Source organism: Chryseobacterium sp., from assembly GCF_008014695.1.
Classification (GTDB): Bacteria; Bacteroidota; Bacteroidia; order Flavobacteriales; family Weeksellaceae; genus Kaistella.
This window is the reverse complement of record NZ_VOXE01000003.1, coordinates 533,341-559,302: the sequence shown is the minus strand read 5'-3', so window position 1 is coordinate 559,302 and position 25,962 is coordinate 533,341. Positions and strand designations below refer to the sequence as shown.

The window sequence follows — 25,962 nt, the reverse complement described above, 5'->3', positions numbered from 1 at the left end:
AATAAAAATATGTCGCTCATCGCCATCAATACTTCACAAAATGTAAATATTAACTTCAATACCGCGAGTATCGGAGAAAGAATCCTTGCTTTCATCATTGATATGCTTATTAAAGGGGCCTATCTGCTGTTTGTTTACCAGATTTTCTTCCGCCTTTTTGATCTGGGAAAAGTGCTCGATGGCCTTGACAGTTTTTCCATCGGCGCTGTGCTGATCCTTCTGACCTTACCAATTCATATTTATACTTTAGTAACAGAAAGTTTGTTCGAAGGACAGACCTTCGGTAAAAAAATCGTGAAAATAAAGGTGGTGAAAATTGATGGCTTTCAGGCGAGTTTCGGAGACTATCTGATCCGGTGGTTCTTCAGACTTGTGGATGTTTTTTCAAATTCGGGAGTCGTGGGAATTATCAGCATGATTGTTTCAAAAAACAACCAGAGACTGGGTGATATTGCATCCGGAAGCGCGGTAATTTCACTTAAAAACCAGATCAACATTTCCCATACCATTCTGGAAAACCTTCAGGATGATTATGTGCCGGTATTTCCGCAGGTTCTGGCGCTCACTGATAATGACGTTAGGATTATTAAGGAAAATTACCAAAAGGCCCTGAAAACTAACGACAGACAAGTCATTAGTAAACTTTCCAATAAAATCAAAGAAATTCTTAAACTGGAGGTGGATGACCGGGAATTTACAGAAAGACGGTTTATTACAGTAATCATAAAAGACTATAATTTCTATACCGGGAAAAACATTTAAAATATTTTATGTACATTTAGGTATCTAAAAAAGTACGATAATGAAATATGACAACAATAAATCAGGAAACGGAGGGGTTATTACGCTGAATAATGAAACGGATGAAGTTGGCAGACTGACGTATACCATATTTCCGGAGGAAAATAAAATGATCATTTCCTTTGTTTTGGTTCATCCCAAATTTGAAGGCCGAGGAATGGGCAAATATCTGGTAGAGGAAGCACTGAAATTTGCGAGAGAGAACAACTGGAAGGTTTATCCGCACTGTTCGTATGCCAGAAGCGTCATGAACAGGATGAACGATGTAGAGGATATCCTGCTGCAACGATAAATGAAAAGCTCAAAGAAATCTTTGAGCTTTTTGCATTTTGAATTAAAGGCTTTCCATTAATTCATCTGTAATTTCCATATTGTGATAGACATTCTGTACGTCGTCATCTTCCTCAAAACGGTCGAGCATTTTCATGTTAGCTTTAAACTGTTCTTCGGTAACTTCTTTGGTATTGTTGGCAATTCTCTGGAGTTCCGCACTCTTTACTTCTATACCCAGTTCATCAAGTTTATGGGAAAGGGCTCCGAAATCCTCGAACGCAGTCGTTAACATGACTTCCTCATCATCACTGTCGATTTCCTCGGCACCTCCATCAATCATTTCCATTTCGAAATCATCCCAATCCATTTTAATCTTTGACTTATCGAGGGAGAATATCCCTTTACGGTCAAAAACAAAGGCGAGTTCACCGTTTTTCCCTAAGTTACCGTCGAATTTATTGAAAATCGCTCTAACATTTGCGACAGTTCTGGTCGTATTGTTAGTAGTACATTCCACGAAAAATGCTACACCACCCTGTCCGTAACCTTCATAATTAATCTCTTCATAGTTCTCTGCATCGGCACCGCTTGCTTTTTTGATTGCTCTTTCTACATTGTCTTTCGGCATGTTTGCACCTTTTGCATTCTGAATGCATCTTCTCAGTGCAGGGTTAGTGTCCGGATCCGGCCCACCGGCTTTCACTGCCAGTGCGATGTCTTTACCAATTTTTGAAAACGTTTTGGCCATTTTATCCCAGCGGGCCATCTTTGATGCTTTTCTGTATTCGAATGCGCGTCCCATAATTATTTATTTTATGACAGCAAAAATACAAATTTGTACATAAAAAAACACCCTCGAAATGAGGGTGTTTAAATATTTAGAAAAATGTATTATTTTCTTTTCTTAGCCGGAGCTTTTACTGGAACGTCAGACTTCTGATAAGTTGACCACTCAGTTGCATCTTCGATCGCTCTTACAACAACTTTTCTGTCTTGTTGTCTTTCTGCATCTGAAGCGCTTTCCGAAATTACAGCTTTCGCTTCACCAACACCAATTGACTTAAGTGCACTTGCGTCAACACCTCTTGCATCTAAAGCAGCAACTACAGCAGCAGCTCTTCTTCTTGAAAGGTCTAGGTTATATGCCTCAGAACCTTTTTTATCAGTTTGACCTTCTAGTAAATAATTACCTCCGTCGTTTTTGATAATTGTAGAAGCAGCATCTAATCTTGAAGCTGACTCAGCCTTGATTGTAGCTTTGTTGAAATCAAAATAGATATTTTTCAATTCTCCTTCCACTTCAATAGCAGTTTGTGTTTTAGGTTTAGGACAACCGTTGTATTGAGCTAATCCAGGAACTGTAGGACAAGCATCATCTTTATCAAGGATACCGTCTCCGTCTGTATCTGGCCAAGGACAACCATTGTTTTCAGCTGGACCTGCAACTGTAGGACAAGCATCATCTTTATCTACGATACCGTCTCCGTCTGTATCTGGCCAAGGACAACCTTGGTTTTCAACTGGACCGGCAACCTCTGGACATTGATCATCTTTGTCTGGAATTCCGTCACCGTCAGTATCAGGACATCCCTGGAACTCAGGTAAACCTGGTGTATCCGGACATAAATCATCTTTATCTAAGATACCATCTTTATCTCTGTCTCTCTGTCCGAATCTGAACAATAGAGAAGCACCTGCCTGCCAGAAGTTAGCTGCAGTAGATTTGTCAGTAGGGGTGGATACATAATCTCCCTGAACACCAACACCGAAACTTTTAGTAATCCAGAAATTAGATCCGATACCAGTTGCAAGAGTAAAGTGGTTAGCACCAATATTTTCTCCATCTGCATTTATAGCAGCAGCAACACCTGAATAATCATGTCTAAGATAGTTAGCCCCAACTCTTACATATGGGTCAAACCAAGACTCTTCATTCCAAAGCATATTCGCTTTCCACTGAAGACCTAGTCCTGTCATCAACATGAATTCTTTACCCATGCCCAATTTCTTGTTATCCACGTTTCCAACTGTTGTTTGCCAGTCAATAACCAAACCTTTCATCAGGTTTCTTGCTACAGTAAGTTTGGATAATGGTGGAGTTATCGTAAAGTTATTGATACTGTACAATTCTCCCATGTCTTTACCGCCGAAAGCAGTAGAAAAAACATCGCCTACTTTTCCTCCAGCCGCTACGTGATTTTCCGCGTGAGCACCCACCCCGATAAGCCACGGGTTAGTGGTAGTCTGTGCGAATACAGTAGAGGCAACAGTTAGTGCCAATGCTGAAATTCCTAATTTTAGATTTTTCATAGAATTAAATGATTAAATAATTGATATTGCAAAATAAATATAAATTTTCTTTATAAACAAAGTTTTTTGGTGTTTTTTTAACTTTTCTTTAATATTCTGTCGAGATTTCTTTTATTTTCTCTGTCTTTTATACTTTCCCTCTTGTCGAAGAGTTTTTTTCCTCTGGCTAAAGCGATCAAAACCTTTGCCTTACCATTATTATTGATATATAGTTTTAATGGGATAATTGTATTGCCCGCATCTTTAAGCTTTTTCTCAAATTTCTGCAGTTCTCTTTTATGCAGTAGCAGTTTTCGTTCCCTTTTTGTTTTATGGTTGTAAAAAGTTCCAAGCTTATATTCATCAATCATCATATTAATGATATACAGCTCTCCGTCTATAAACTGGCAAAAAGACTCAGTAATACTGGCTTTAGAGGAACGCAGTGATTTAATTTCAGTTCCGGTAAGCACCATTCCCGCCTCCGTTTCTTCCAGAAGTTCATATTCAAAACGTGCGCGCTTATTAAGGATCGTAACTGATTTTTCTATTTTCATAAGATGTCTGCCGACGGGTAGTGATTTCTTAAATTTATGACAACGAATATTAAAATCTCTTAAATTCTGACCGTGATATTTCAAGCGGATCTTCCAAACAAGGATTTCTGGGATTATATAAAACCCGAATTCTTTTCGTATTTTTGCAGCAAATTTACAAAACTATATGTTAACAGTATCTAATTTATCATTACAATTCGGGAAAAGAGTTCTGTTTGATGATGTAAACATCATGTTTACCAAAGGGAACTGCTACGGAATTATCGGTGCAAACGGTGCCGGAAAATCCACTTTCCTTAAAATACTCACCGGCAAACAGGATCCAACTACAGGAAATATATCACTTGAACCTGGCAAAAGAATGTCGGTACTGGAGCAGGATCACTTTGCTTACGACAGTTACACCGTTCTGGATACCGTTTTAAGAGGAAACAAAAAACTTTTTGATATTAAAGAGGAAATGGATGCGCTCTACGCAAAAGAGGATTTCTCAGATGCAGACGGTATTAAAGCGGGAGAACTCGGCGTAATTTATGACGAAATGGGCGGCTGGAATTCTGAATCGGATGCCATGACCATGCTTTCAAACGTTGGAATTAAGGACGAAATGCATTACCAGATGATGGGAGAGCTCGAGAATCAGAACAAAGTAAAAGTTCTTCTTGCTCAGGCCCTGTTCGGAAATCCGGATGTACTGATTCTGGATGAGCCTACGAATGACCTTGACATCGAAACCATTGCATGGCTCGAAGATTTCCTTGCGGATTACGAAAACACCGTGATTGTAGTATCACATGACCGTCACTTCCTTGATACAGTCTGTACGAATATTGCCGATTTGGATTACTCTAAATTGAACCTGTACACTGGAAACTACTCTTTCTGGTATCAGGCGTCGCAATTAGCCACCCGTCAGCGTCAGCAGGCGAATAAAAAAGCAGAAGAAAAGAAAAAAGAACTTCAGGACTTCATTGCAAGATTTTCATCCAACGTAGCAAAAGCAAAACAGGCCACCGCTCGTAAGAAAATGATCGATAAACTGAATATCGAAGACATCAAGCCTACTTCCAGACGTTATCCGGCGATTATTTTCGACACTGAAAGGGAAGCCGGAGATCAAATTCTGGAAATCAAGGATCTTGAAAAAACGAAAGACGGCGAACTTTTATTCTCCAATGTCAATCTTAATCTGAAAAAAGGTGATAAAGTCGCTATCCTTTCCAAAAACAGTTTGGCAATTACAGAGTTTTTTGAGATTCTGGGCGGAAATACGCAGGCAGATAAAGGCACATTTAACTGGGGAATAACCACCAACCAGTCTTATATGCCTTTGGACAATACCAGTTTCTTTCAGGAAGACATTAATTTAGTCGATTGGCTCCGTCAGTACACCAAAAATGATGATGAGCGTCACGAAGAATACATGCGAGGATTCTTAGGGAAAATGCTTTTCTCCGGAGATGAAGCTTTAAAATCATGTACCGTTCTTTCGGGAGGGGAAAAAATGCGCTGCATGTTCTCAAGAATGATGCTGCAGCGGGCCAACGTCCTTCTTCTTGATGAACCTACCAATCACCTGGATCTGGAGAGTATTACGACTTTGAACAATTCCCTCACCAGTTTCAAAGGAACTCTGCTTTTGGCTTCTCATGACCACGAAATGCTTGAAACGGTCTGTAACAGGATAATTGAACTGACTCCAAAAGGAATCATTGACCGTGAAATGACCTACGATGAATACCTGGCTGATAAAAAAGTAAAAGAACTTCAGGAGCAAATGTATTCCTAAACAGGAAGACTCACTCTGATAATTAATATAACCGCTCAATTTATGAGCGGTTTTATTTTTTTATAGATTAAATAAAAAACCTTTCAATGGGATTGAAAGGTTTTGATGAAAAAATTTATTTAACGTTTTAAACGATGAAGAGCCCTGCAATTGCAGCTGCGTCGGTTCCTGATAGCACTTCATCATAAGCCGCAGATCCTGCCGCAGCGCCAAAAAGAGCAGCTGTATTAAATCCTGCTTGGTTCGTGTTACCTTCACCGGCATACACTGCATCGGTTGCTGCTGGCATGTTTCCACCGTTTGAAAGCTCTATCCATCCTTTATTCATTCTCATTCTTCTAACCTGAGACGCATGTCTTGCTTCCACGGAATGAATCTGTAACGCTGCCTGCAAAATGGCTTTGTTGGATGCCACATTTCCGGCCTGTCCTTTATAAGCTCTAACGCCCGTATCCTCAAAAGCCTGAGCTAGAACCAAAAACTGCTGATAATCTGTGAAAGGCTGGAAATTTCCACCCGCAGTAAAGTCGAATGTCGGTTTGGCTACGGGAGTGGTTCCAAGTGAAGTGATGGCCGCTTTTAAGAAAGCAACATGAGCGGTTTCATGTTTACCGATCTGTGTGAAGACGACTTTATCGGCCACTGGAATTAAACTTCCGGCTGCAAGGCCTGTTGCATAATATTCATCTTCAAGATATTCTAAAGTTAATGCCAATTGCAAAGCATCAATTAACGGAGTAGCGAGTGCAAAAGAACTGGTGGAAGCGTTGGTTGTTTCTGCTTTAGCGGAAGTAGCCATAAAAGACCCCAATCCTAACGGTATACTTGCAATGGCTGCTTTTTTTCCAAAATTCGAAATTTCAGTAAGGCTTCCGGAACGGGACGTCATATTGGTGAAAAATTGATCATCCGACAGTTTATCTAATATTTTAAGTAAGTTCATAATGTTATTTTTTGAAATTAAAAATTAAGGAAAAATTAACCGATATTCTGCTCTTTCCACGTGAACGGAGTTTTAAAGAAACCACCAGCAGCCATTACGATATCCTTTGGTTCTTTTGCAAGGTCTAGTCCGTTTACATCAATCACATCATCTCCGGAAAAATCCGCTGATCCCGGATTGATGATATTCCGGATTGCAGAGGCGTGTCTTGCTTCCACCGAAACAATTTTCCCGGCGATTACTAAATAATCGAGATTGGTAATGTATTTTCCGGCTCCATTGTAAGCTGCAACACCGGTATCTTCCAGTGCTTTTGCTGTTGCCAGAACCGAATTTCTGTTATTGAAATCCACTCCGTCATATTTAAATTCCAGAGTTGGAAGGACATGGCTTGTCGCCCCACTGATCGCGGCTTTAAAGAAATCCCTGTGTACAACTTCGTGGTGGTAAAGATCCGTGAAAAGTTCTTGTTCTGCCATTGAAATACCTGCGTAGAAATTATTTACCACTTTGGTATAAAAATCAGCTTCAAGCTGTTCCAAAGCGTAGGCATAATTCAGAATTCCGACATCACCATTACCCAGATCGAAGACCCCGTCGTTCATATTCGTGTAATTATCATCGCGGCAGCCGGCTAAAGTAAGACCTGCAACCACAAGACCTACCCCACCGAGTTTTAAGAAATTTCTTCTGTTGGTATCCAAAGTTGCCCCTTTGTTCGATACATTAATCGTTTTTTCCATAATATTGATTTTTTAATGATTAGTGGTCACTTAATTCTAACTACGAGTAAACCGAAAATTCAGATTTGCATTTTTTGAAAATAAGTGTAAGTCATTCATTAAGTGGTTTAAAATCAATACAATAAATTTTAGCAACATTCTTAAAAATTGAATTTATTTTCGTTTTTATTAATAGGTTTTGAATGAAAATGCCATCTGATTGAAAATAATAATTGAGAAAACCGGAATTCACTTCTGAAATTTCAATCCTATTTTTCAGGTTTTAAAATCAGGAAATTGAGGAAAAAACCTGATAATTTTTCCTATTTTTGTAAAATGAGTCAAAAATGGATCTATAAACCCGAACCCGATGAAGATATCGTGGACGGCATCAGCTCGTCACTCGGTTTTGGAACATTTGAATCCAAAATCCTGGTTCTCAGGGGGATTGACAATTATCAGAAAGCACGGGAATTCTTTAAACCCAACCTTAACGATATTCACAATCCTTTCTTAATGAAAGACATGCAGCTTGCCGTAGACCGAATTGCGACAGCAATTGAAAACGGGCAGAAAATTCTTGTATACGGTGATTACGACGTTGATGGTACCACCGCTGTAGCCCTCATGTATCTGTATTTAAGTAAAATTGTAGATAAAAAATACCTTGATTTTTATATTCCGGACCGGAATTCTGAAGGATATGGAATATCCAATGAAGGAATTGAATTTGCGAAACTCAACGGCTTCTCACTCATTATTGCACTGGACTGCGGAATCAAGGCACTGGATAAGATTGAATATGCGAAAAGTCTTGACGTAGATTTCATCATCTGCGATCACCACCTACCCGGTGAACAGATCCCGGACGCAGTGGCCGTTCTGGATCCTAAAAGAAGAGACTGCCGTTATCCGTTCAAAGAACTTTCTGGGTGCGGAGTTGGTTTTAAGCTTTGTCAGGGTCTTAACACCATTTACAAAATTCCTGAAGCCGAACTTTTTGAACTTACCGATTTACTCGCGATTTCAATCGCTGCCGATATTGTTTCAATGACCGGCGAAAACCGCGTTCTTGCAAAACAGGGCCTGAAGATTCTAAGAAAATCCAGAAATCTGGGTTTGAGGATGCTGATTCCGGAGGATAAACTGGCGACTTTTGAAATATCGAATATCGTTTTTGAAATCGCGCCCAAAATAAATGCCGCAGGAAGAATTTCTCAGGGAAAAGCCGCGGTGGAATTGATGGTATCAGATAATCTGAAGCAGGCGCAGCAGATTGTCAGCGATATTATCACCCTCAACGATTCCCGCCGCGAAATGGATATGAGCAGCACGACTGAAGCGTTACTTCAGGTAGAAGCCACCGGTCAGCTTAATAATTATACTACAATCGTTTACGGTTCCGGCTGGAACAAAGGGGTGATCGGAATTGTGGCCTCAAGACTCACCGAAACCTATTATAAACCAACTCTGGTTTTCACGGACGGCAACAACGGAGAAATGGTGGCGTCCGCGAGGTCGGTTGCTGATTTTGATGTGCACGACGCGTTGGAAACCTGTTCAGATTTTTTCCTGAAATTCGGTGGACACCCTGCTGCAGCCGGACTTTCGATGGAAAAAGATAAATTTGACCAATTCAGGGCAAGGTTTGAGAAGGTGGTTTCAGAAAAAATTCAGGAACATCAGAAGGAACCGAGCATCACGATTGATTCAATTGTTGACATTGATGATTTGAACAAGGACTTCTTTAATTTCCACCGGAAACTTGCACCGTTCGGGCCGCACAATATGAAACCCGTTCTGGTCCTTAAAAATCAGAAAGTTGCAGGGTATGTGAAAACAATGGGCAAAGATGAAGGCCATCTGAAATTTTACATCAAACAGGAGTCTACCGGCAGAAATATTGAGTGCCTTGGTTTCAAACTGGGAAAATATGCGGATCTTTTCCGGGAAAAATCCTTTGACATTGCTTTTACTGCCGAAGAAAATCATTGGAAAGGCAATGTAACATACTTTCTGAACATCCGCGATGTAAAATTTCTGGACTAACCCTAAATCATTCATTAAAACTCATCCAATTCCTATTTTCTGAATTCTTTATGAAAAAAATCGGACTGTTTTTCGGAAGTTTCAATCCCATTCATATCGGCCATTTAATTTTGGCGAATTATATTCTGGAAAATTCAGATATGGAGGAACTGTGGTTTGTCGTGAGTCCTCAGAATCCATTCAAAGAAAAAAAATCATTGCTGAAGGACCACAACCGGCTTGATATGGTGCAGCTGGCGGTTAAAAATTACCCGAAAATGCGGGCATCGAATGTGGAATTTTCGCTGCCACAGCCAAGTTATACCATTGACACTTTAACTTACCTTCACGAAAAATATCCGGAATATACGTTTGCTCTGATCATGGGCGAAGACAATCTGGACGGACTCGCCAAATGGAAAAACTCAGACAAACTGATTAAAAACCATCAGATCATTGTGTATCCCCGAACTTTTGCAGGCGAAAAAAAAGAACATCAATATCTGCAGCACGAAAATATTTCCCTTATCAATGCGCCGGTTATTGAACTTTCGGCAACGGAAATCCGGGAGATGATCAAAAAAGGGAAAAATGTCCGCCCAATGCTTCCTCCTGAAGTTTTTGAATATCTGGACGGAAGTAATTTTTACAAATAAAACAATATGAACTTCATCGATAAATTTTTCGCAAAATATCCTCAGGAAAAAATCATGAACTGGTTTAAAAAGGTGTGCCTCATTGAAGGAATCACCTGTTTCCTGCTTTACCTGATCGCCATTCCGCTGAAACGTTATTACCCGGAAGAGAATTTCGCACTGATTTTCATCATCATCATCGGAAATATCCACGGACTATTTTTTACGCTGTATCTTCTGCTTTTGCTTCCTGCAAGAGAAATTTACAGTTGGGATGATGAGGATTTTGTTTTTGCGCTGCTTTCGGCTTTCTTTCCTTTCGCAACCATTTGGGTCGACAAAAAACTGGCGCGTTTCGACCGGGAATAAGCAGTTAATTACAGACAATTAATAATCAGAGCAGAAATTTCTGCTCTTTTTTTGTTTCATGATGTAACATTTCTGTGTTCACTGGTGTCTAATTAATCGAGGTCAGAAAATTAATTTAAAATTTTTTAAACTGATAACCAGATCGTTAAATGTTAAAATTAAATTTATTCACTACTTTGTATTGCATATTACTAAATTATTAACATATCTTTGCAATGTAATATTCAAGTAAAAACTAAAACCACAAAAAACTCATTACAGAAGAAAAGAAAGAGGCGAAAAACTGATAACCAAGTCACAAAACTAAAACCGGCTTCTTTCTTTTTCTTTTCAAAAAAAATTAAATCATGAAAAAACTAATCATTTCCCTGTCGCTTCTTTCCGGTGTCGTCGTTTTTGCGCAGGAAAAACAGGCCGATTCCGAAAAGGTTCAGGAAATCAAATCAGTAACGATGACCAAAAAGGTTTTCAAAAAACTCAGCGACCGTTTTGTGTACGATGTTGCAGCATCGCCGGTTGCCAAAGGGAACACCACATTTGATCTTTTGAAACAGACTCCATTGCTGTCTTCAACGGACGACAGTACACTGAAAATTGCAGGGAAAAGCAATGCCATTATTTATATTGACGGAAGAAAATCCAATCTTGACGCCGAATCGATGGCGCAGTTCCTGAAAAACACTCCGGCTGAAAATATTCAGAGAATAGAAGTGATTACGATGCCCGGAAGCGAATTTCAGGCGGAAGCCTCCGACGGGATCATCAATATCGTCCTGAAGAAAAAAATGACAAACGGACTTAACGGCAATATGAGGATGGCAAGTTCTGTAAACAAGTTTGTGAACAGTTCTGCAAGTTTTTCCGCCAACTACAGAAAAGACAAACTCGGAATTGCCGCAAATTTATACGGGAGCGACAATATTCAGCCCCAATCCTATGTCTTACGGAACGGAAGCAGTACTGCAACCAATGAATCTGTTGGCGATATTAACGATCCGAACAAAAATTTAGGCGGTTATCTGAATATCGATTATCAGCTAAACGACAACTCAAGTATGGCGCTGTCCTGGAACACTTCAGCGAACAGAAGTTATGATTCCAGTATCAGTCTCTTCAATACGATCAGGAATCTGAATGCCGACAATGTTTGGGAAACCGAATATACCCAATCACGGAACCTGGAAGATGCGCGTTCTTACAACAATAATTTCAACCTGAATTACGAACTGAAAACCGACAGTTTGGGAAGCAAACTGAATCTGAACGCTGCTTATCTTAATTTTAAAAGATTTCAGGCTACTGACAACAACACATTCCAGTCCACGGCAAACGGTATTGACGGGCAACGGCTCCAGTATGTGTATCAAAACCTGCCTCAGCTCATCAATAATTTCTCAGGAATGGCAGATTACATTCAGAAATTCAAGAAAGACCTGACTGTTTCAGTCGGTGGGAACTTCAACAAGACCAAAACGGATAATGATACCAAAAACATTACCTCTGACTATATTTACAATGCCAACGGCACTTTGAACCGTATCGAAAACACTTCCACACCCAATCATTTCCTATACGATGAAAACATCTTCGGAATGTACCTCACGGTTGAGAAAAAACTTTCTGAAAAATTCTCCGGGAAATTAGGGTCGCGTTATGAAATTACCAAAAGTACAGGAACCTCCGACAATGCTCAGGATCCAAGCCTCAGAAGAATTGAAAGAGATTACAGCAATATTCTTCCTTATCTGAGCCTTAACTATGCCATCAATGATAAAAATAATATTTCCTATGCCTTCTCCAGCAGAATGAGAAGACCGAGTTTCTGGGAAATCAATCCGGTTAAAAATATCCTGACAGAGAACAACTACACCCAAAACAATCCTTTTGTAAAAGCTTCGTCTACCTACAACCAGGAACTGACGTATATGTTTAAAAATTCCTATTTCCTTATCCTCAGTCACTCACTTTTCAAAGATGTCATTACGCAGGTGCCTTTGCAGAGAACCATGGAAAAATTAAGAGTTAATGCAGACGGAACTCCGGTTCTGGATCCGAACGGAAACCAGATCATCGATAAATTCCAGCAGCTGCGGTACATCAGAACGAATTTTGGAGACAAGCAGGAAATGGCAGCAATGATCGGAATGCAGAAATCCTTTTTCAAACAGGCACTTACAACCAATTTCAATATCGGAGTTCAGCACAACAGAAACAAAGGAAGCCTGAGCGTTGATCCTACGACCGGAGATGTTTTCCCAACATATGCGAACAATACGAATTCTACGAGTTTTGTTGTACAGACCAATAACAACATCAGGTTAGACGAGAAAAAAACATGGTTTGCAGGCGTAAATTTCTTTTATGTGGACAAGCAGCAGATTGAACTCGGAATGTTGAGAAACCTTTCAAGCCTGGACCTGAGCATCAAAAAAATATGGAACGACTGGACTTTCAGCGTTAATGTAAATGATCTTTTAAGAACAAACGTTGTAGAAATCGAAGATTATCAGGCAAACGGAAATTATAATTATGTAAAGAATGACAGCTACCGACAAAGCATCGGAGCCAGCATTGTGTACAACTTCGGGAACCAGAAAGTAAAAAAAATAAGAAACATAGAAAATGCATCAGATGAAATAAAATCCAGAACGAGATAAGTAAAACTACATATCTAAATTAAATTTTTGTTAAGAAAAGCCACAGCAATTGCTGTGGCTTTTCGATTGTAGGGATTTTATTTCTTAAACTTAATTCTTCGGTAAAAAAACTTCAGCCAGCATGCATCTTGCGCTGCCGCCGCCGTTTACTTCAATCGTATTTAAATCCGAATAAATAATTTCGCAATATTTACCGATCTTTTGAATTTGTTCTTCTGTTAATGATCTGTAAGCAGTTTGGCTCATGATCAGAAATTTCTCACCGTTGTTGTTTTGAACCTGAAGCATGTTTCCGGCGAACTGCTGCAACTGCTCTTCAGTGATCTCAATGATTTCCTTGCCGGTAGATTTAATGACTTCCTGCACTTTTTCGCGCTCCAGTTCATCATCAATACATTCCAGACAAATCACCACAAACTGATTAGCAACACACATCATCACATTCGTGTGATAAATCGGAAGCCGTTGTTCATTTACAGTTTGAAAGGAGTGAAAAACCACCGGTGTAAAACCGAATTCTGTACAGAATTTACGGAAAAGTTCTTCGTCCAGCCGCAGTGAAACAGAACCGTACGCGATTTTATGATCGTGATCGAAAATCATACTGCCTGTGCCTTCCAGAAATTTCTCTTCGTTTTCGAAATGCGAAAAATCATCAATTTCCTTGATTCCGAAACCTTCATTTTTGAGGGTTTCCAAAATATCCCGGCGGCGCTCCACTCTTCTGTTCGGAGCGAACATTGGGTACAGAACCACCGTTCCGTCGCTGTGGAAGCTCACCCAGTTATTCGGGAAAATAGAATCCGGTGAATGGGGCTCCAGTGTGTCTTTAACGGTAATAACGTTGATTCCTTTATTTCTGAGTTTTTCGGCAAAATTGGTGAATTCTTCCAGTGCTTTCTGTTGGATGTCGGCCTCTTTCTGCTCTACCTGAAAATAATTATTCTTGGCGGTCTGCGCGTTGTATCCGAAGGCAATCGGTTCAACCATCAGAACAGTACTAGCTGTTTGCATGAACGGTAGTTTTGTTTAGTATTAATCTGCTATTGAACAAAATTACTTAAATTTATAGACAATAAAAAGACTCATGTTAGAAATTGCCTGTTTTGAGATCACTTCTGCTGAAATTGCCCTGAAATCAATGGCAGACCGGATCGAATTCTGCCACAATATAGAAGCCGGCGGTACGACGCCCGATTTTCACGAATTCTTATATCTGAAAAGGAATTATAAAACGCCTATCTACGTGATGATCCGGCCGACAGGTGGTTCCTTTTTTCACTCAGAAGCGGAATTCACAGAAATGAAGACCAGCATCATCACTTTCCGGGAAGCCGGTGCAGACGGGTTTGTTTTCGGCATCCTGGATGCGCACAACGAAATTGATGTTGAGAAAAATGCCGAGCTTCTGACCCTTGCCGGCAACACGCCCTGTACTTTTCACCGTGCTTTCGACCGCACCAAAGACCTGAATAGATCCATTGAAATTTTAATACAGCTGGGTTTTAAAAGCGTGCTGACTTCCGGCGGTAAATCCTCTGCTATGGAAGGAAAGGAAAATCTTAAAGACCTCGTCGCCAAATATTCAGATCAGATCGAGATCCTCATCGGCGGTGGCGTGCGTTCAGAAAACATTGCTGAACTCAGAGAATTCACGGGCGGAACGAGCTTTCACTCTTCGGCAATACTCAAGTATAACACGTGGGCGACTGATGATGAAATTAAAAAACTGAAAAGATTGAGCATCTGAATCCTGCCAATCTCTTATTCCCGGACCAGAGGTAAGGTTGAACATCTCAGCAAACCACCCATTTTGGATATCTCCCGGTACGGGATCTCTTCCACCGTCATGCCCCACTCATTGCGCAGGTGATTGTTCATTCGGGTAAAGGACCGGTCTGAAACCACAATTTCAGGAGAGATGGAGAATATATTGGGATTCATTTCGAACATTTCCTGCTGCGTGACATGGAAGCAGTTTTCCTCCCCAAAGATGTCGATGAGCAGGCGGTAATCGCTTTCATCCACGAAACCGTCTTTATAAATAATGCATTTGTCTTTGCCGATGGGATTAAAGGTACAGTCCAGGTGCAGGATTCCCTCGAACGGATTGGTATCGTTCTTTTTCAGTTCAAGATCAATAATCCGCTTCTTCGGAAAGTATTCCTTCAGGATCTCAATGGCGTATTCATTGGTTCTGGCAGTCTTGAAATTCCGGTAATCTTCAGAAAAACAGGTACCGATGAAGAGGAAGTCGTTCCATACAATTACGTCGCCCCCCTCGATATGAGCGGAATCCGGAAGGTTGATGATCTTCTTCCAGCCCACCCTTGCAAAGATTTTCCGGTACGCATCCTGCTCATTGTACCGTTCCTGGATGATGTTGGAAATGATCATCTTATCCTCGATTACAAAAGCGACATCGCGCGCAAAGACCTGGTTGTATCCTTCGATCATGTGCGGACGGAAGACTTCTACGCCATGCTTCTTCAGCACGTTTTCAAATTCCGTCATCTCATGAACGATGTCTTCTTCCTTCGGATAGATTCCGTTCTGAAGGGAATGGTAGGACTTGGCGTCGTAACTTTCTTCAAGAGAATGGGCAGGTCCCATGGAATTAGGCATTCCGAGGACCACCGATTTTAGAAGGCCTGTTTCGTTGTTGATGTTTAACTTCATAAAAGTAGATGATTACAAATATAAACAAACGGCGCATACGGTGAAAATTTTGGGCAGGTTATTCCAAACGCAAACCGGGCCCTTCAACAACAGCAGCCTTATCATCGTGAAACGGCAAGCCTGTCATTGAACCGGCACAAGGCAGGGACATTGAACTCATACAGCAGGAAGCCTGGTTCCGCCCGGTATCAGGCACTTTTTTCTCCGTTAAAGGTGGCTGTACACAGCACTTAAAAAAGAAATGTATTATCTTTAAATAAAAATATCATGAACAGCACTGCCCACCACGATGAACGTATCTCGAAAATGACTTTCGCGTCGGTTTATCCGCATTACGTGGTAAAAGTTGAGAAAAAAGGACGGACCAAAGAAGAACTCCATCAGGTCATTGAATGGCTGACCGGCTATAATGAGAAAAATATTCAGGCTCAAATTGGAAAGAAATCGACTTTTGAAGAGTTCTTCGGCGAGGCCAACTTAAATCCGAATGCGAGGCTGATCACCGGTACCATCTGCGGCTACCGCGTGGAAGAACTCGAAAACCCTTTGACCCAAAAGGTGAGATACCTGGACAAACTTGTGGATGAACTCGCGAAAGGACAGAAAATGGAAAAGATATTACGGGCTGAATAATGTGACCTGCAAATCCTTCAGTTCCCGGGTCTTCCTTTCAAAAAAAATCCTCCCAATTGGGAGGATTTGTATATATCCGCAGGAATTATCTTGCGCTTAAATCGATATAGTCGCGTTTTGTAGCGCCCTGGTATACCTGTCTCGGTCTTCCGATCGGGTCGTTGTGAAGTCGCATTTCTTTCCACTGCGAGATCCAGCCCGGAAGTCTTCCCAATGCGAACATTACGGTAAACATTTCGGTTGGAACTCCCAAAGCGCGGTAAATGATTCCGGAATAGAAATCTACGTTCGGGTAAAGCTTTCTGCTTACGAAGTATTCATCTTCCAGTGCTACTCTTTCAAGCTGCATGGCGATGTCCAAAGCTTTATCCTCAATTCCGAGTGAGTTCAGAATATCGTCTGCCGCTTTCTTGATGATGGTAGCTCTTGGGTCGAAGTTTTTGTAAACACGGTGTCCGAAGCCCATCAAACGGAAGTTATCGTCTTTGTTTTTGGCTTTTTCAACATATTTTGCCACGTCTCCTCCATCCTGCTCGATCATTTCAAGCATTTCGATCACTGCCTGGTTGGCACCACCGTGAAGCGGGCCCCAAAGAGCGGAAATACCTGCGGAAACCGAAGCAAAAAGGCCTGTATGTGCAGAACCCACCATTCTTACAGTAGAGGTTGAACAGTTCTGTTCGTGATCTGCATGAAGCATCAGTAATTTATCCAAAGCGCCTACAACAACGGGATCCAGTTCGAATTCCACATTCGGACGTCTGAAACACATTTTGTAGAAGTTCTCCACATAATTCAGGCTGTTGTCTCCATGGTTGATGGAAAGACCCAGTTTCTTTCTATACGTCCACGCACAAAGGTGAGAGAACTTAGCGATCAGCATTTCTGCAGCATGGTCGAGGTCTTCTTTTGAAGAAACATCAACTGCTTTCGGGTTAAATGCCGTTAAAGCAGAAGTTAATGAAGAAAGCACTCCCATAGGGTGAGCTGAGCGTGGGAACACGTCCAGAATCTTCTTCATTTCGTCGGCCACGAAATTATATTTCTTGATTCCGCCTTCAAAATTTGCGAACTGGTCTTTATTCGGAAGTTCGCCCTGAAGCAAAAGATACATCACTTCGGTGAAGTTTGATTTTTCAGCGATCTGTTCAATCGGGTAACCTCTGTAATACAGTTCACCGTTGTCTCCATCAAGGTAAGTGATGTCGCTTAAGGTGGCACCTGTATTTTTATATCCAAGGTCCAATGTAATCAAACCGGTCTGGTCTCTTAATTTAGAAATATCGATTCCTCTGTCACCGATCGTGCTATCTATGATTGGATATTCAAAAGCTTTTCCGTCATAGTTCAATACAACTTTGTTATCTGACATTATTTTTAATTTTTTACTAATTTATGAATATTGATAGAGAGCGGCAAGTGATTAATGCCGATACTCATTAATTTTATCTATGATCTCTTTACTTTAAAAGTATCCATTCCGGGAAAGATTGCCGATTCACCTAACGCTTCTTCAATTCTTAAAAGCTGGTTGTATTTCGCCATCCGGTCTGAACGGGAAGCTGAACCGGTCTTGATCTGACCGCAGTTCATGGCAACTGCCAAATCGGCGATCGTAGCATCTTCGGTTTCCCCTGAACGGTGAGACATTACTGAAGTGTAGCGGTTGTGCTGTGCCATCTGCACGGCAGCCATCGTTTCTGAAAGGGTACCGATCTGGTTTACTTTCACTAAAATTGAGTTGGCGATACCTTCGTTAATTCCTCTTGAAAGCCTTTCCACATTCGTTACGAATAAATCGTCGCCTACAAGCTGCACCCTGTCACCGATTTTATCAGTAAGCATTTTCCAGCCAGCCCAGTCATCTTCATGCATCCCATCTTCAATGGAGATGATCGGATATTTTGAAGCCAATTCTGCAAGATATGAAACCTGTTCACTGCTGCTGAACTGTGCTGATTCAGGATTCTGGAATTTCCTGTAATCGTAAGTTCCATCCTTGTAAAATTCTGAAGCGGCACAGTCCAAGGCGATCATTACATCGTCACCCGGTTTGTAACCGGCTTTTTCGATGGCCTGAAGCAAAGTATCAAGTGCATCCTCAGTTCCCGCGAATTTCGGAGCAAAACCACCTTCATCACCTACTGCAGTTGATAAACCTCTGGAGTGAAGAATGGATTTCAGACTGTGAAAAATCTCGGTTCCTTTCCTCAAAGCATGAGAAAAGGAATCTGCTTTTACGGGCATCACCATAAATTCCTGGAAAGCGATGGGCGCATCGGAATGCGAACCGCCATTGATGACATTCATCATGGGAACAGGAAGGGTGTTTGCATTTACACCACCCACATATTTATAAAGCGGCATTTTCAGTTCTGTAGCTGCTGCTTTGGCTGCTGCCAGGGAAACGCCCAAAATTGCGTTTGCGCCTAAACTGCTTTTATTTTTTGTCCCGTCGAGTTCGATCATGATCTGATCGATGAAATTCTGGTCATACACCGGAAGTCCCACCAACTCGGGAGCAATTACTTCTCTTACATTTTCCACTGCTTTCAGTACTCCTTTGCCCATATAATCGGAACCGCCATCGCGCAGTTCAACCGCTTCGTGTTCGCCTGTAGACGCTCCTGAAGGAACGGCTGCACGGCCCATTGCACCGCTTTCGGTGAATACATCAACTTCAATTGTAGGATTTCCGCGGGAATCAAGGATCTGTCTGGCTTCAATGTAAGAAATGTAACTCATTTTTAATTTTTTGGGTTATTGTAATGGAGTACAAATTTAGTTAAAATTGAATAAATTCACGGGCATTCCGCTGAGGATTTTAGTGTGGTTTGCGTTAAATTATCGTTAATTATAGATGATTTTCAGATTTCTGAAAACAAATCGTAAATTTACCTGACCAAAAAATCACTGATCATGAAAAAATTAATTTACCTTGCTTCTGCTGTTGTGCTGAGCTTTACTTTAAGCTGCAAAAAAAATCCTGTAAAAACCGAAGCAACGGTTTCCACTTCTGCTGAAACCGGGAAAACCTTACGGTATGTTGGCGATGACGGCTCCTCAGCCTTGGTCACTTTCAGCAAAACCGATAAAGGTAACACCATCAGCATCCGCAGCAATAACAAAACCATCAACCTTCCGGAAAAGAAAGTAACCCCGGATGGTACTGTTTACGGAAATTACGATATCGAAGCAAAATCTGCTGATTCAATTATTACGATTACGCAGGGAACGAATGTGATTTCTCTGAAAAAGGCGAGAGGACAGTAGAAGGCGCCAAGAGCCAAGGAAAAAGTTAAAAGGGCCAAGGCAAGAGAGGAAAGAAAAAGGTGAAAGAATAAGAGAGAAGTTGAAATGTGTTTCCAGCTCCAAATTATGTGATAGATTATCGAGAGATTACAAAAAATATTAAAAAATTCTCTCAATAAGTTACAAAAAATTTCAAAACAAAAAGCCGGTCAGATTCTGACCGGCTTTTTTAGTTATAACTGAAAGTATTAATCAGTTTTGTTCTGTGTGGTTTCAACACCGTCTCCAGTGGATTCCTCAGATTTTGATTCTTCTTTTGCAGGAGTTTCAGTTGCTTCAGCAGTAACTGCTTCAGTTTTCTTTGCTCCGGAAGCTCTTCTGCTTCTTCTTGTCGCTTTTTTCTCTTCTTCGTTCGGGTTGTAGATATCATTGAAATCAACCAGTTCGATCATTGCCATATCGGCAGCATCACCCTGACGGAATCCTGTTTTGATGATTCTTGTATACCCACCGTTTCTTTCTGCAATTTTAGGAGCAACTGTTCTGAATAATTCAGTAACTGCTTCTTTACTCTGCAAATAAGAGAAAACTGTTCTTCTGTTGTGTGTTGTATCTTCTTTTGACTTCGTCAAGATAGGTTCAACATATACTCTCAAAGCTTTTGCTTTGGCAACAGTAGTGTTGATTCTTTTATGCTCAATAAGAGAACAAGCCATATTAGAAAGCAAAGCGCTTCTGTGTGAAGTCGTTCTTCCTAAGTGATTGAATTTTTTACCGTGTCTCATTGTTTTTTATTTATCAGCGTCTAATTTATATTTTGCAACGTCGAAACCGAAGTTAAGACCTTTTGCGTGCACTAATTCTTCTAATTCTGTTAAAGATTTTTTACCGAAATTTCTGAATTTCATCAAATCAGACTTACTGTAAGAAACCAGTTCACCTAAAGTTTCAACTTCTGCAGCTTTCAGACAGTTCAGGGCTCTTACAGAAAGATCCATGTCTGCCAGTTTAGATTTCAAAAGCTGTCTGGTGTGTAAAGTTTCCTCATCGTACTGGATGGAAGCCTTAACCGCTTCAGTTTCCAAAGTAATTCTCTCGTCGGAGAATAACATGAAATGATAAATCAATATCTTGGAAGCTTCAGTTAATGCATTCTGAGGACTGATGGAACCATCAGTTTCAATATCCAGAACCAGTTTTTCGTAGTCTGTTTTTTGCTCTACACGATAATTTTCAATCGAGTACTGTACTTTCTTGATTGGGGTAAAGATAGAATCGATTGCAATGGTTCCAACGGGAGCATTTGCTGATTTATTCTGTTCTGAAGGAACATAACCTCTTCCTTTTTCAATAGTGAAGGTAATCTCGAAATTTACGTCTTTCGTAGTGTTGCAGATGACCAGATCAGGATTAAGCACTTCGAAACCGGTAATTGATTTTCCCAAATCACCCGCAGTAATCTGCGACTGACCTGAAATTTTAGCGGTAACCTGTTCGCTTGCCTGATTTTCGTCCTGAGCTCTGAGGCGCAATTGCTTCAAGTTCAGAATGATTTCAGTAACATCTTCAATAACACCCGGAATGGTAGAAAACTCGTGCTCTACACCTTCAATTTTGATAGATGAAATAGCATATCCTTCCAGAGAAGAAAGCAACACTCTTCTCAATGCATTACCGATGGTAAGACCAAATCCTGATTCCAAAGGTCTGAATTCGAACTGACCTTTAAAATTATCGGAGTTTAATAGTATTACTTTATCGGGTTTTATGAATTGTAAAATTGCCATATTGTTGGGTTGAGCAAAAAATTTGATTAATTATTTAGAGTAAAGTTCCACGATAAGCTGTTCTTTGATATCTTCCGGAATCTGAATTCTTTCCGGGGCGGATACGAAAGTACCTTCTTTTTTCTCATCGTTGAATTGTAACCAATCATAATTTGCTTTTCGAGCAAGAGAATCAGCAATAATTTCAAGAGATTTTGATTTCTCTCTGATTGCGATTACATCTCCGGCTTTAACCAAATATGATGGGATGTTTACCAGTTCTCCGTTTACGGTGATGTGTCTGTGAGAAACCAACTGTCTTGCTCCTGCTCTGGTTTTTGAATAACCGAAACGGTACACAACGTTGTCTAATCTAGATTCACATAACTGTAAAAGAACTTCACCTGTAACTCCTTTTGCTCTTTGCGCTTTTTCGTATAAGTTAGCAAATTGTCTTTCCAAAATACCGTAAGTGTATTTTGCTTTCTGCTTTTCCATTAACTGGACAGCATATTCAGACTTCTTTGATCCTCTTCTTTTGTTAACACCATGTTGTCCTGGTGGTTGGTTTTTTCTTTTCTCGAAGGCTTTGTCGTCTCCGTAGATTGCAGCACCAAATTTTCTTGCAATCTTGGTTTTTGGTCCAATATATCTTGCCATAATGGGTAATTTCTAAAAATTATACTCTTCTTCTTTTAGGTGGTCTACAGCCGTTGTGTGGCATTGGAGTCACATCTACGATTTCGCTGACTTCAATTCCTGAATTGTGGATGGTTCTGATGGCAGATTCTCTACCAGCACCAGGACCCTTCACAAACACCTTCACTCTTCTGAGCCCAGCATCGTGAGCTACGGTTGAGCAATTTTCTGCAGCCATTTGAGCTGCGAATGGAGTATTCTTTTTAGAACCTCTGAATCCCATTTTTCCGGCAGATGCCCAAGAGATTACTTCTCCGCTTTTATTTGTCAAAGAAATAATAATATTATTGAAAGTCGCCTGGATGTGTGCTTCACCAATTGCTTCAACTTTTACTTTTCTCTTTTTAACTGTTTTCGTTTGTTTTGCCATAATAAATTCTAAAGATTATTTACTTGCTTTTTTCTTGTTAGCAACAGTTTTTCTCTTTCCTTTTCGGGTTCTAGAATTGTTTTTTGTTCTTTGGCCTCTTAAAGGTAATCCCAGTCTGTGACGTATTCCTCGTTGGCATCCTATGTCCATCAATCGCTTGATGTTCAATTGCACTTCAGAACGCAGTTCACCTTCCACTTTGATGTTTTCGGTGATGTAGTTTCTGATTGCTGCCAATTCATCGTCATTCCATTCGTTGACTTTCTTGTCTTCGCTGATTCCAGCGTTCTTCAAAATTCCAGACGCAGTACTTCTACCTACACCATAGATGTAAGTAAGTCCGATTACGCCTCTTTTGTTTTTTGGTAAATCAATACCTGAAATTCTCGCCATAATTTAGCCTTGTCTTTGTTTAAATTTTGGGTTCTTTTTGTTGATTACAAACAGAACGCCTTTTCTGCGAACGATTTTGCAATCAGCACTTCTTTTTTTAATAGATGCTCTAACTTTCATTTGATTTGGGTTAATTTTCCAACGGTTAGATGAAATCCCTGCGATCGCATCCCCTTTTGTTTAAATATTTTAAATGATGAATAAAATCTGACGATTTTATTTTGTTTTCTATATAAGAATTTCCAGATTGCTCCGAAATTAATATCTAAAAGTAATCCTACCTTTTGACAAGTCATAGGGAGACATTTCCAGTCTCACTTTATCTCCAGGCAAAAGCTTAATGTAATGCATTCTCATCTTTCCGGAAATATGAGCGATAAGGATATGCCCGTTCTCCAGTTCTACACGAAACTGGGCATTCGAAAGTGCTTCCGTGATGACACCATCCTGCTCAATATGTTTTTGTTTTGCCATTTATATGATTAAACGTTTGATGTTCTGGATAGTTTCGACTGCATTAAGCCATCATAATGGTGATTCAGCAAATACGTATTGATTTGTTGAATCGTATCCAAGATCACTCCAACCATGATTAACAGGGATGTACCCCCGAAAAACAGGGCAAACCTGTCCGTTTGAACAATGCTTCCGTATACTAATGCCGGAAGGACTGCAAAGATAGCCAAAAATATTGAACCGGGCAATGTAATTTTGGACAAAATATCGTCCAGGAAATCAGCGGTTTCCTTCCCGGGTCTAACCTTCGGAATAAGGCCTCCATTTCTTTTCAAATCATCCGCCATCTGATTTACCGGAATTGTAATCGCGGTATAAAAGAAAGAGAAGATAACGATCAGAAGTGCAAACAATACATTGTACTGCCAGCTGAAGACATTCTTAAATCCTGCAAGGAAGGTATTGGAATCATCTACTTTGGTAAGCAAACCGGGTACAAACATCAGTGCCTGCGCAAAGATGATTGGCATTACACCTGCTGCATTTACTTTAAGCGGAATCCACTGACGTGCTCCTTCCATAAGGTTTTTGCTGGCGCCACCTCTTGCCTGAGCTCTGCTCACATACTGAATTGGAATCTTTCTGACGGCTACGGATAGCATAATTGCCAAAAGCACTACCACCATCCAGAATAAAACTTCAATCAGGATCATTATTGTCCCTAACCCACCTTTTCCTGTTTGCGTAGCAATTTCCTGGATGAAAGAGGTTGGCAAATCTGCCAAAATCCCTACCATGATCAGGATTGAGATACCGTTTCCGATTCCTTTATCGGTAATTTTTTCACCGAGCCACATTGCAAATACAGATCCTGCAACCAAAATCACAATACTCGGAAGCCAGAACATAATGGAGTTCGGGTCAATAAAGTAAGCGGAATGAAACTGCTCATATGGCAGGAACATTTGGGTGATAGAGGTTAAATATGACGGAGCCTGCACCAGACACACTGCGATGGTTAACCATCTTGTAATCTGATTCAGGGTGTTTCTGCCACTTTCGCCATCTTTCTGAAGTTTCTGCAGATAAGGAATTGCCATTCCCATCAGCTGAACTATAATCGATGCCGAAATGTAGGGCATAATACCGAGCGCCATAACAGAAGCCCTGCTGAATGCACCACCTGTAAACGACGAAAGCAAACCAAGAAGACCTGCTCCCTGCTTGTTACCGCCCTGTTTCTGATAGTTTTCCAAAAGGCTTCCTACTTCTGCCATATTAATGGCAGGCAAGGAAATATAAGATGCGAACCTATACACTAGAATCAACCCAAGTGTAAAAAGAATTTTTTCTCTTAATTCTTTAAGACTCCAAATATTTTTTAGGGTTTGTATAAATTCTTTCATTCGTAATAATTATAGAGTAATTGCTTTACCACCTGCTTTAGCGATTGCTTCTTCAGCTGACTTTGTGAATTTGTGTGCAGAAACTGAAACTCCTGTTTTCAATTCGCCTCTACCCATGATCTTTACGATTTCGTTTTTCTTAGCCAATCCGTTTTCAACCAAAATTTCTTTAGTAATTTCAGTGATATTTTTGGTATCTGCTAAATTCTGAAGCGTATCAATATTGATTGCTCTGTATTCTTTTCTGTTTACATTCGTAAAACCGAATTTAGGAAGTCTTCTTTGCAAAGGCATCTGTCCACCTTCGAAACCAATCTTCTGAGAATATCCGGCTCTGGCCTGCTGACCATTATGTCCTTTCCCTGCTGTACCACCTTTTCCACTACCTTGTCCTCTACCAATTCTCTTGGTACTGTGCGTAGAACCTGCTGCAGGTCTAATATTATTTAAATTCATTATTTTTAGATTTGAGAGTTTAAAAGAAGAAATAAGAGACGATCTATAAAAGTCTCTTACCTCTTTTTCTGTTTTCTATTTTACCACTTCTACGAGGTGAGATACCGCAGATACCATTCCTAAGATAGAAGGAGTATCGTCATGTTCCACAACCTGGTGAAGTTTTTTTAATCCTAATGCTTCAAGCGTTCTTTTTTGGGTTTTTGTTCTGCCAATAGCGCTTTTTACTTGTTTTACTGAAATTTTTGCCATTGTTTTATATTAACCGTTAAACACTTTGCTTAATGAAACACCTCTTAATTTTGCGATATCTTCAGGTCTTCTGATATCCAACAACGCTTTGAAAGTAGCTTTCACTACATTGTGCGGGTTAGAAGATCCTTTGGATTTCGACAGAATATCATGTACACCTGCCGACTCCAATACCGCTCTTACTGCACCACCGGCAATTAATCCGGTACCGTGTGAAGCTGGTCTCAAGAAGATATCAGCACCACCGTATCTTGCAGAAGACTGGTGAGGAATGGTATGGTTTACTACAGGAACTTTCACTAAATTCTTCTTTGCGTCTTCCACTGCTTTTGCGATTGCTGAAGCAACTTCTTTAGATTTACCCAAACCGAAACCTACGGTTCCTGCTTCGTCACCTACAACAACAATTGCTGAAAATCCGAAAGCACGACCCCCTTTGGTTACTTTGGTTACTCTGTTTACCGAAACAAGACGATCCTTAAGTTCTAATCCTCCCGGTTTTACTTTTTCTATATTATCTAGTCCTAACATGTTTTC

The 25,962-nt window shown here is 40.5% G+C and carries 30 protein-coding genes; 10 read left to right on the top strand and 20 right to left on the bottom strand.

Annotated features, from left to right (window positions below; translation table 11 throughout):
* Window positions 1-9: 9 nt before the first annotated feature.
* On the top strand, window positions 10-762 hold the full coding sequence (locus FUA25_RS10510) for an RDD family protein (RefSeq protein WP_147756860.1): 753 nt from the start codon (window positions 10-12) through the stop codon (window positions 760-762).
* 40 nt (window positions 763-802) lie between these two features.
* A complete protein-coding gene (locus FUA25_RS10505) occupies window positions 803-1,093 on the top strand; it encodes a GNAT family N-acetyltransferase (RefSeq protein WP_147756859.1) in 291 nt (96 codons plus the stop codon).
* 42 nt (window positions 1,094-1,135) lie between these two features.
* Here FUA25_RS10505 and FUA25_RS10500 read toward each other — a convergent pair whose 3' ends face one another.
* The 3 genes from FUA25_RS10500 to smpB all read right to left on the bottom strand — a co-directional run bounded on the left by FUA25_RS10500 (window position 1,136) and on the right by smpB (window position 3,920).
* The gene (locus FUA25_RS10500) at window positions 1,136-1,876 is read right to left on the bottom strand and encodes a YebC/PmpR family DNA-binding transcriptional regulator (protein WP_147756858.1); all 741 of its coding nucleotides are present in this window, start codon (window positions 1,874-1,876) and stop codon (window positions 1,136-1,138) included.
* An 89-nt stretch (window positions 1,877-1,965) separates the two neighbouring features.
* Window positions 1,966-3,384 (bottom strand): OmpA family protein, encoded by a 1,419-nt coding sequence (locus FUA25_RS10495; RefSeq protein WP_147756857.1) that lies wholly within the window; start codon window positions 3,382-3,384, stop codon window positions 1,966-1,968.
* Between the two features lie 77 nt (window positions 3,385-3,461).
* Window positions 3,462-3,920, bottom strand: a complete 459-nt coding sequence (gene smpB / locus FUA25_RS10490; protein ID WP_147756856.1) for an SsrA-binding protein SmpB — start codon at window positions 3,918-3,920, stop codon at window positions 3,462-3,464.
* A 166-nt stretch (window positions 3,921-4,086) separates the two neighbouring features.
* On the opposite strand from smpB, the gene FUA25_RS10485 reads away from it, so the two are divergent.
* Window positions 4,087-5,709 (top strand): ABC-F family ATP-binding cassette domain-containing protein, encoded by a 1,623-nt coding sequence (locus FUA25_RS10485; protein ID WP_147756855.1) that lies wholly within the window; start codon window positions 4,087-4,089, stop codon window positions 5,707-5,709.
* Window positions 5,710-5,836: 127 nt separating this feature from the next.
* Here the strand turns inward: FUA25_RS10485 and FUA25_RS10480 are convergent, their stop codons facing one another.
* Window positions 5,837-6,652, bottom strand: a complete 816-nt coding sequence (locus FUA25_RS10480; RefSeq protein ID WP_147756854.1) for a ferritin-like domain-containing protein — start codon at window positions 6,650-6,652, stop codon at window positions 5,837-5,839.
* 35 nt (window positions 6,653-6,687) lie between these two features.
* Window positions 6,688-7,395, bottom strand: a complete 708-nt coding sequence (locus tag FUA25_RS10475) for a ferritin-like domain-containing protein (RefSeq protein ID WP_147756853.1) — start codon at window positions 7,393-7,395, stop codon at window positions 6,688-6,690.
* Between the two features lie 315 nt (window positions 7,396-7,710).
* Here FUA25_RS10475 and recJ point away from each other — a divergent pair, with 315 nt between their 5' ends.
* From recJ to FUA25_RS10455, 4 genes are all read left to right on the top strand, one after another.
* On the top strand, window positions 7,711-9,423 hold the full coding sequence (gene recJ, locus FUA25_RS10470; protein ID WP_147756852.1) for a single-stranded-DNA-specific exonuclease RecJ: 1,713 nt from the start codon (window positions 7,711-7,713) through the stop codon (window positions 9,421-9,423).
* A gap of 50 nt (window positions 9,424-9,473) precedes the next feature.
* The gene (nadD, locus tag FUA25_RS10465) at window positions 9,474-10,058 is read left to right on the top strand and encodes a nicotinate (nicotinamide) nucleotide adenylyltransferase (protein ID WP_147756851.1); all 585 of its coding nucleotides are present in this window, start codon (window positions 9,474-9,476) and stop codon (window positions 10,056-10,058) included.
* A gap of 6 nt (window positions 10,059-10,064) precedes the next feature.
* Window positions 10,065-10,406 (top strand): DUF3817 domain-containing protein, encoded by a 342-nt coding sequence (locus FUA25_RS10460; RefSeq protein WP_147756850.1) that lies wholly within the window; start codon window positions 10,065-10,067, stop codon window positions 10,404-10,406.
* 347 nt (window positions 10,407-10,753) lie between these two features.
* Window positions 10,754-13,063, top strand: a complete 2,310-nt coding sequence (locus FUA25_RS10455) for an outer membrane beta-barrel family protein (protein WP_147756849.1) — start codon at window positions 10,754-10,756, stop codon at window positions 13,061-13,063.
* Between the two features lie 90 nt (window positions 13,064-13,153).
* Here the strand turns inward: FUA25_RS10455 and ctlX are convergent, their stop codons facing one another.
* Window positions 13,154-14,077, bottom strand: coding sequence for a citrulline utilization hydrolase CtlX (gene ctlX, locus FUA25_RS10450; protein ID WP_147756848.1), 924 nt, complete (start codon window positions 14,075-14,077; stop codon window positions 13,154-13,156).
* Between the two features lie 73 nt (window positions 14,078-14,150).
* On the opposite strand from ctlX, the gene FUA25_RS10445 reads away from it, so the two are divergent.
* The gene (locus tag FUA25_RS10445; RefSeq protein ID WP_147756847.1) at window positions 14,151-14,813 is read left to right on the top strand and encodes a copper homeostasis protein CutC; all 663 of its coding nucleotides are present in this window, start codon (window positions 14,151-14,153) and stop codon (window positions 14,811-14,813) included.
* A 14-nt stretch (window positions 14,814-14,827) separates the two neighbouring features.
* On the opposite strand, the gene FUA25_RS10440 is transcribed toward FUA25_RS10445, so the two are convergent.
* A complete protein-coding gene (locus FUA25_RS10440; RefSeq protein ID WP_147756846.1) occupies window positions 14,828-15,742 on the bottom strand; it encodes a dimethylarginine dimethylaminohydrolase family protein in 915 nt (304 codons plus the stop codon).
* Window positions 15,743-16,009: 267 nt separating this feature from the next.
* Here FUA25_RS10440 and FUA25_RS10435 point away from each other — a divergent pair, with 267 nt between their 5' ends.
* Window positions 16,010-16,375 (top strand): DUF2200 domain-containing protein, encoded by a 366-nt coding sequence (locus FUA25_RS10435; RefSeq protein ID WP_147756845.1) that lies wholly within the window; start codon window positions 16,010-16,012, stop codon window positions 16,373-16,375.
* A gap of 85 nt (window positions 16,376-16,460) precedes the next feature.
* Here FUA25_RS10435 and FUA25_RS10430 read toward each other — a convergent pair whose 3' ends face one another.
* The gene (locus FUA25_RS10430; protein ID WP_147756844.1) at window positions 16,461-17,747 is read right to left on the bottom strand and encodes a citrate synthase; all 1,287 of its coding nucleotides are present in this window, start codon (window positions 17,745-17,747) and stop codon (window positions 16,461-16,463) included.
* A gap of 77 nt (window positions 17,748-17,824) precedes the next feature.
* A complete protein-coding gene (gene eno, locus FUA25_RS10425; RefSeq protein WP_147756843.1) occupies window positions 17,825-19,120 on the bottom strand; it encodes a phosphopyruvate hydratase in 1,296 nt (431 codons plus the stop codon).
* Between the two features lie 174 nt (window positions 19,121-19,294).
* On the opposite strand from eno, the gene FUA25_RS10420 reads away from it, so the two are divergent.
* Window positions 19,295-19,648, top strand: a complete 354-nt coding sequence (locus FUA25_RS10420) for a hypothetical protein (RefSeq protein WP_147756842.1) — start codon at window positions 19,295-19,297, stop codon at window positions 19,646-19,648.
* Window positions 19,649-19,875: 227 nt separating this feature from the next.
* Here FUA25_RS10420 and rplQ read toward each other — a convergent pair whose 3' ends face one another.
* The 11 genes from rplQ to rpsE form a co-directional block, all read right to left on the bottom strand.
* Window positions 19,876-20,412 (bottom strand): 50S ribosomal protein L17, encoded by a 537-nt coding sequence (gene rplQ, locus FUA25_RS10415; RefSeq protein ID WP_147756841.1) that lies wholly within the window; start codon window positions 20,410-20,412, stop codon window positions 19,876-19,878.
* A 6-nt stretch (window positions 20,413-20,418) separates the two neighbouring features.
* Window positions 20,419-21,414: a DNA-directed RNA polymerase subunit alpha gene (locus FUA25_RS10410; protein ID WP_147756840.1), complete on the bottom strand. Its 996-nt coding sequence runs from the start codon at window positions 21,412-21,414 to the stop codon at window positions 20,419-20,421.
* 30 nt (window positions 21,415-21,444) lie between these two features.
* Complete coding sequence (gene rpsD, locus FUA25_RS10405) at window positions 21,445-22,053, bottom strand: 30S ribosomal protein S4 (RefSeq protein ID WP_147756839.1); 609 nt, start codon at window positions 22,051-22,053, stop codon at window positions 21,445-21,447.
* Between the two features lie 19 nt (window positions 22,054-22,072).
* On the bottom strand, window positions 22,073-22,462 hold the full coding sequence (gene rpsK / locus FUA25_RS10400) for a 30S ribosomal protein S11 (RefSeq protein ID WP_147756838.1): 390 nt from the start codon (window positions 22,460-22,462) through the stop codon (window positions 22,073-22,075).
* 15 nt (window positions 22,463-22,477) lie between these two features.
* Window positions 22,478-22,855 carry a 30S ribosomal protein S13 gene (gene rpsM, locus FUA25_RS10395; RefSeq protein ID WP_147756837.1) on the bottom strand — a complete coding sequence of 126 codons (378 nt, stop codon included), beginning with the start codon at window positions 22,853-22,855 and terminating at the stop codon, window positions 22,478-22,480.
* A gap of 3 nt (window positions 22,856-22,858) precedes the next feature.
* Window positions 22,859-22,975: a 50S ribosomal protein L36 gene (gene rpmJ, locus FUA25_RS10390; RefSeq protein ID WP_007839480.1), complete on the bottom strand. Its 117-nt coding sequence runs from the start codon at window positions 22,973-22,975 to the stop codon at window positions 22,859-22,861.
* Between the two features lie 138 nt (window positions 22,976-23,113).
* Window positions 23,114-23,329 carry a translation initiation factor IF-1 gene (infA, locus tag FUA25_RS10385; RefSeq protein WP_147756836.1) on the bottom strand — a complete coding sequence of 72 codons (216 nt, stop codon included), beginning with the start codon at window positions 23,327-23,329 and terminating at the stop codon, window positions 23,114-23,116.
* An 8-nt stretch (window positions 23,330-23,337) separates the two neighbouring features.
* The gene (secY, locus tag FUA25_RS10380) at window positions 23,338-24,717 is read right to left on the bottom strand and encodes a preprotein translocase subunit SecY (RefSeq protein WP_147756835.1); all 1,380 of its coding nucleotides are present in this window, start codon (window positions 24,715-24,717) and stop codon (window positions 23,338-23,340) included.
* 9 nt (window positions 24,718-24,726) lie between these two features.
* Window positions 24,727-25,173, bottom strand: a complete 447-nt coding sequence (rplO, locus tag FUA25_RS10375; protein ID WP_147756834.1) for a 50S ribosomal protein L15 — start codon at window positions 25,171-25,173, stop codon at window positions 24,727-24,729.
* Between the two features lie 75 nt (window positions 25,174-25,248).
* Entirely contained in the window at window positions 25,249-25,425 is a 177-nt protein-coding gene (rpmD, locus tag FUA25_RS10370; protein ID WP_147756833.1) for a 50S ribosomal protein L30, read from the bottom strand.
* Between the two features lie 9 nt (window positions 25,426-25,434).
* Window positions 25,435-25,956, bottom strand: a complete 522-nt coding sequence (gene rpsE / locus FUA25_RS10365; protein ID WP_147756832.1) for a 30S ribosomal protein S5 — start codon at window positions 25,954-25,956, stop codon at window positions 25,435-25,437.
* Window positions 25,957-25,962 lie beyond the last annotated feature (6 nt).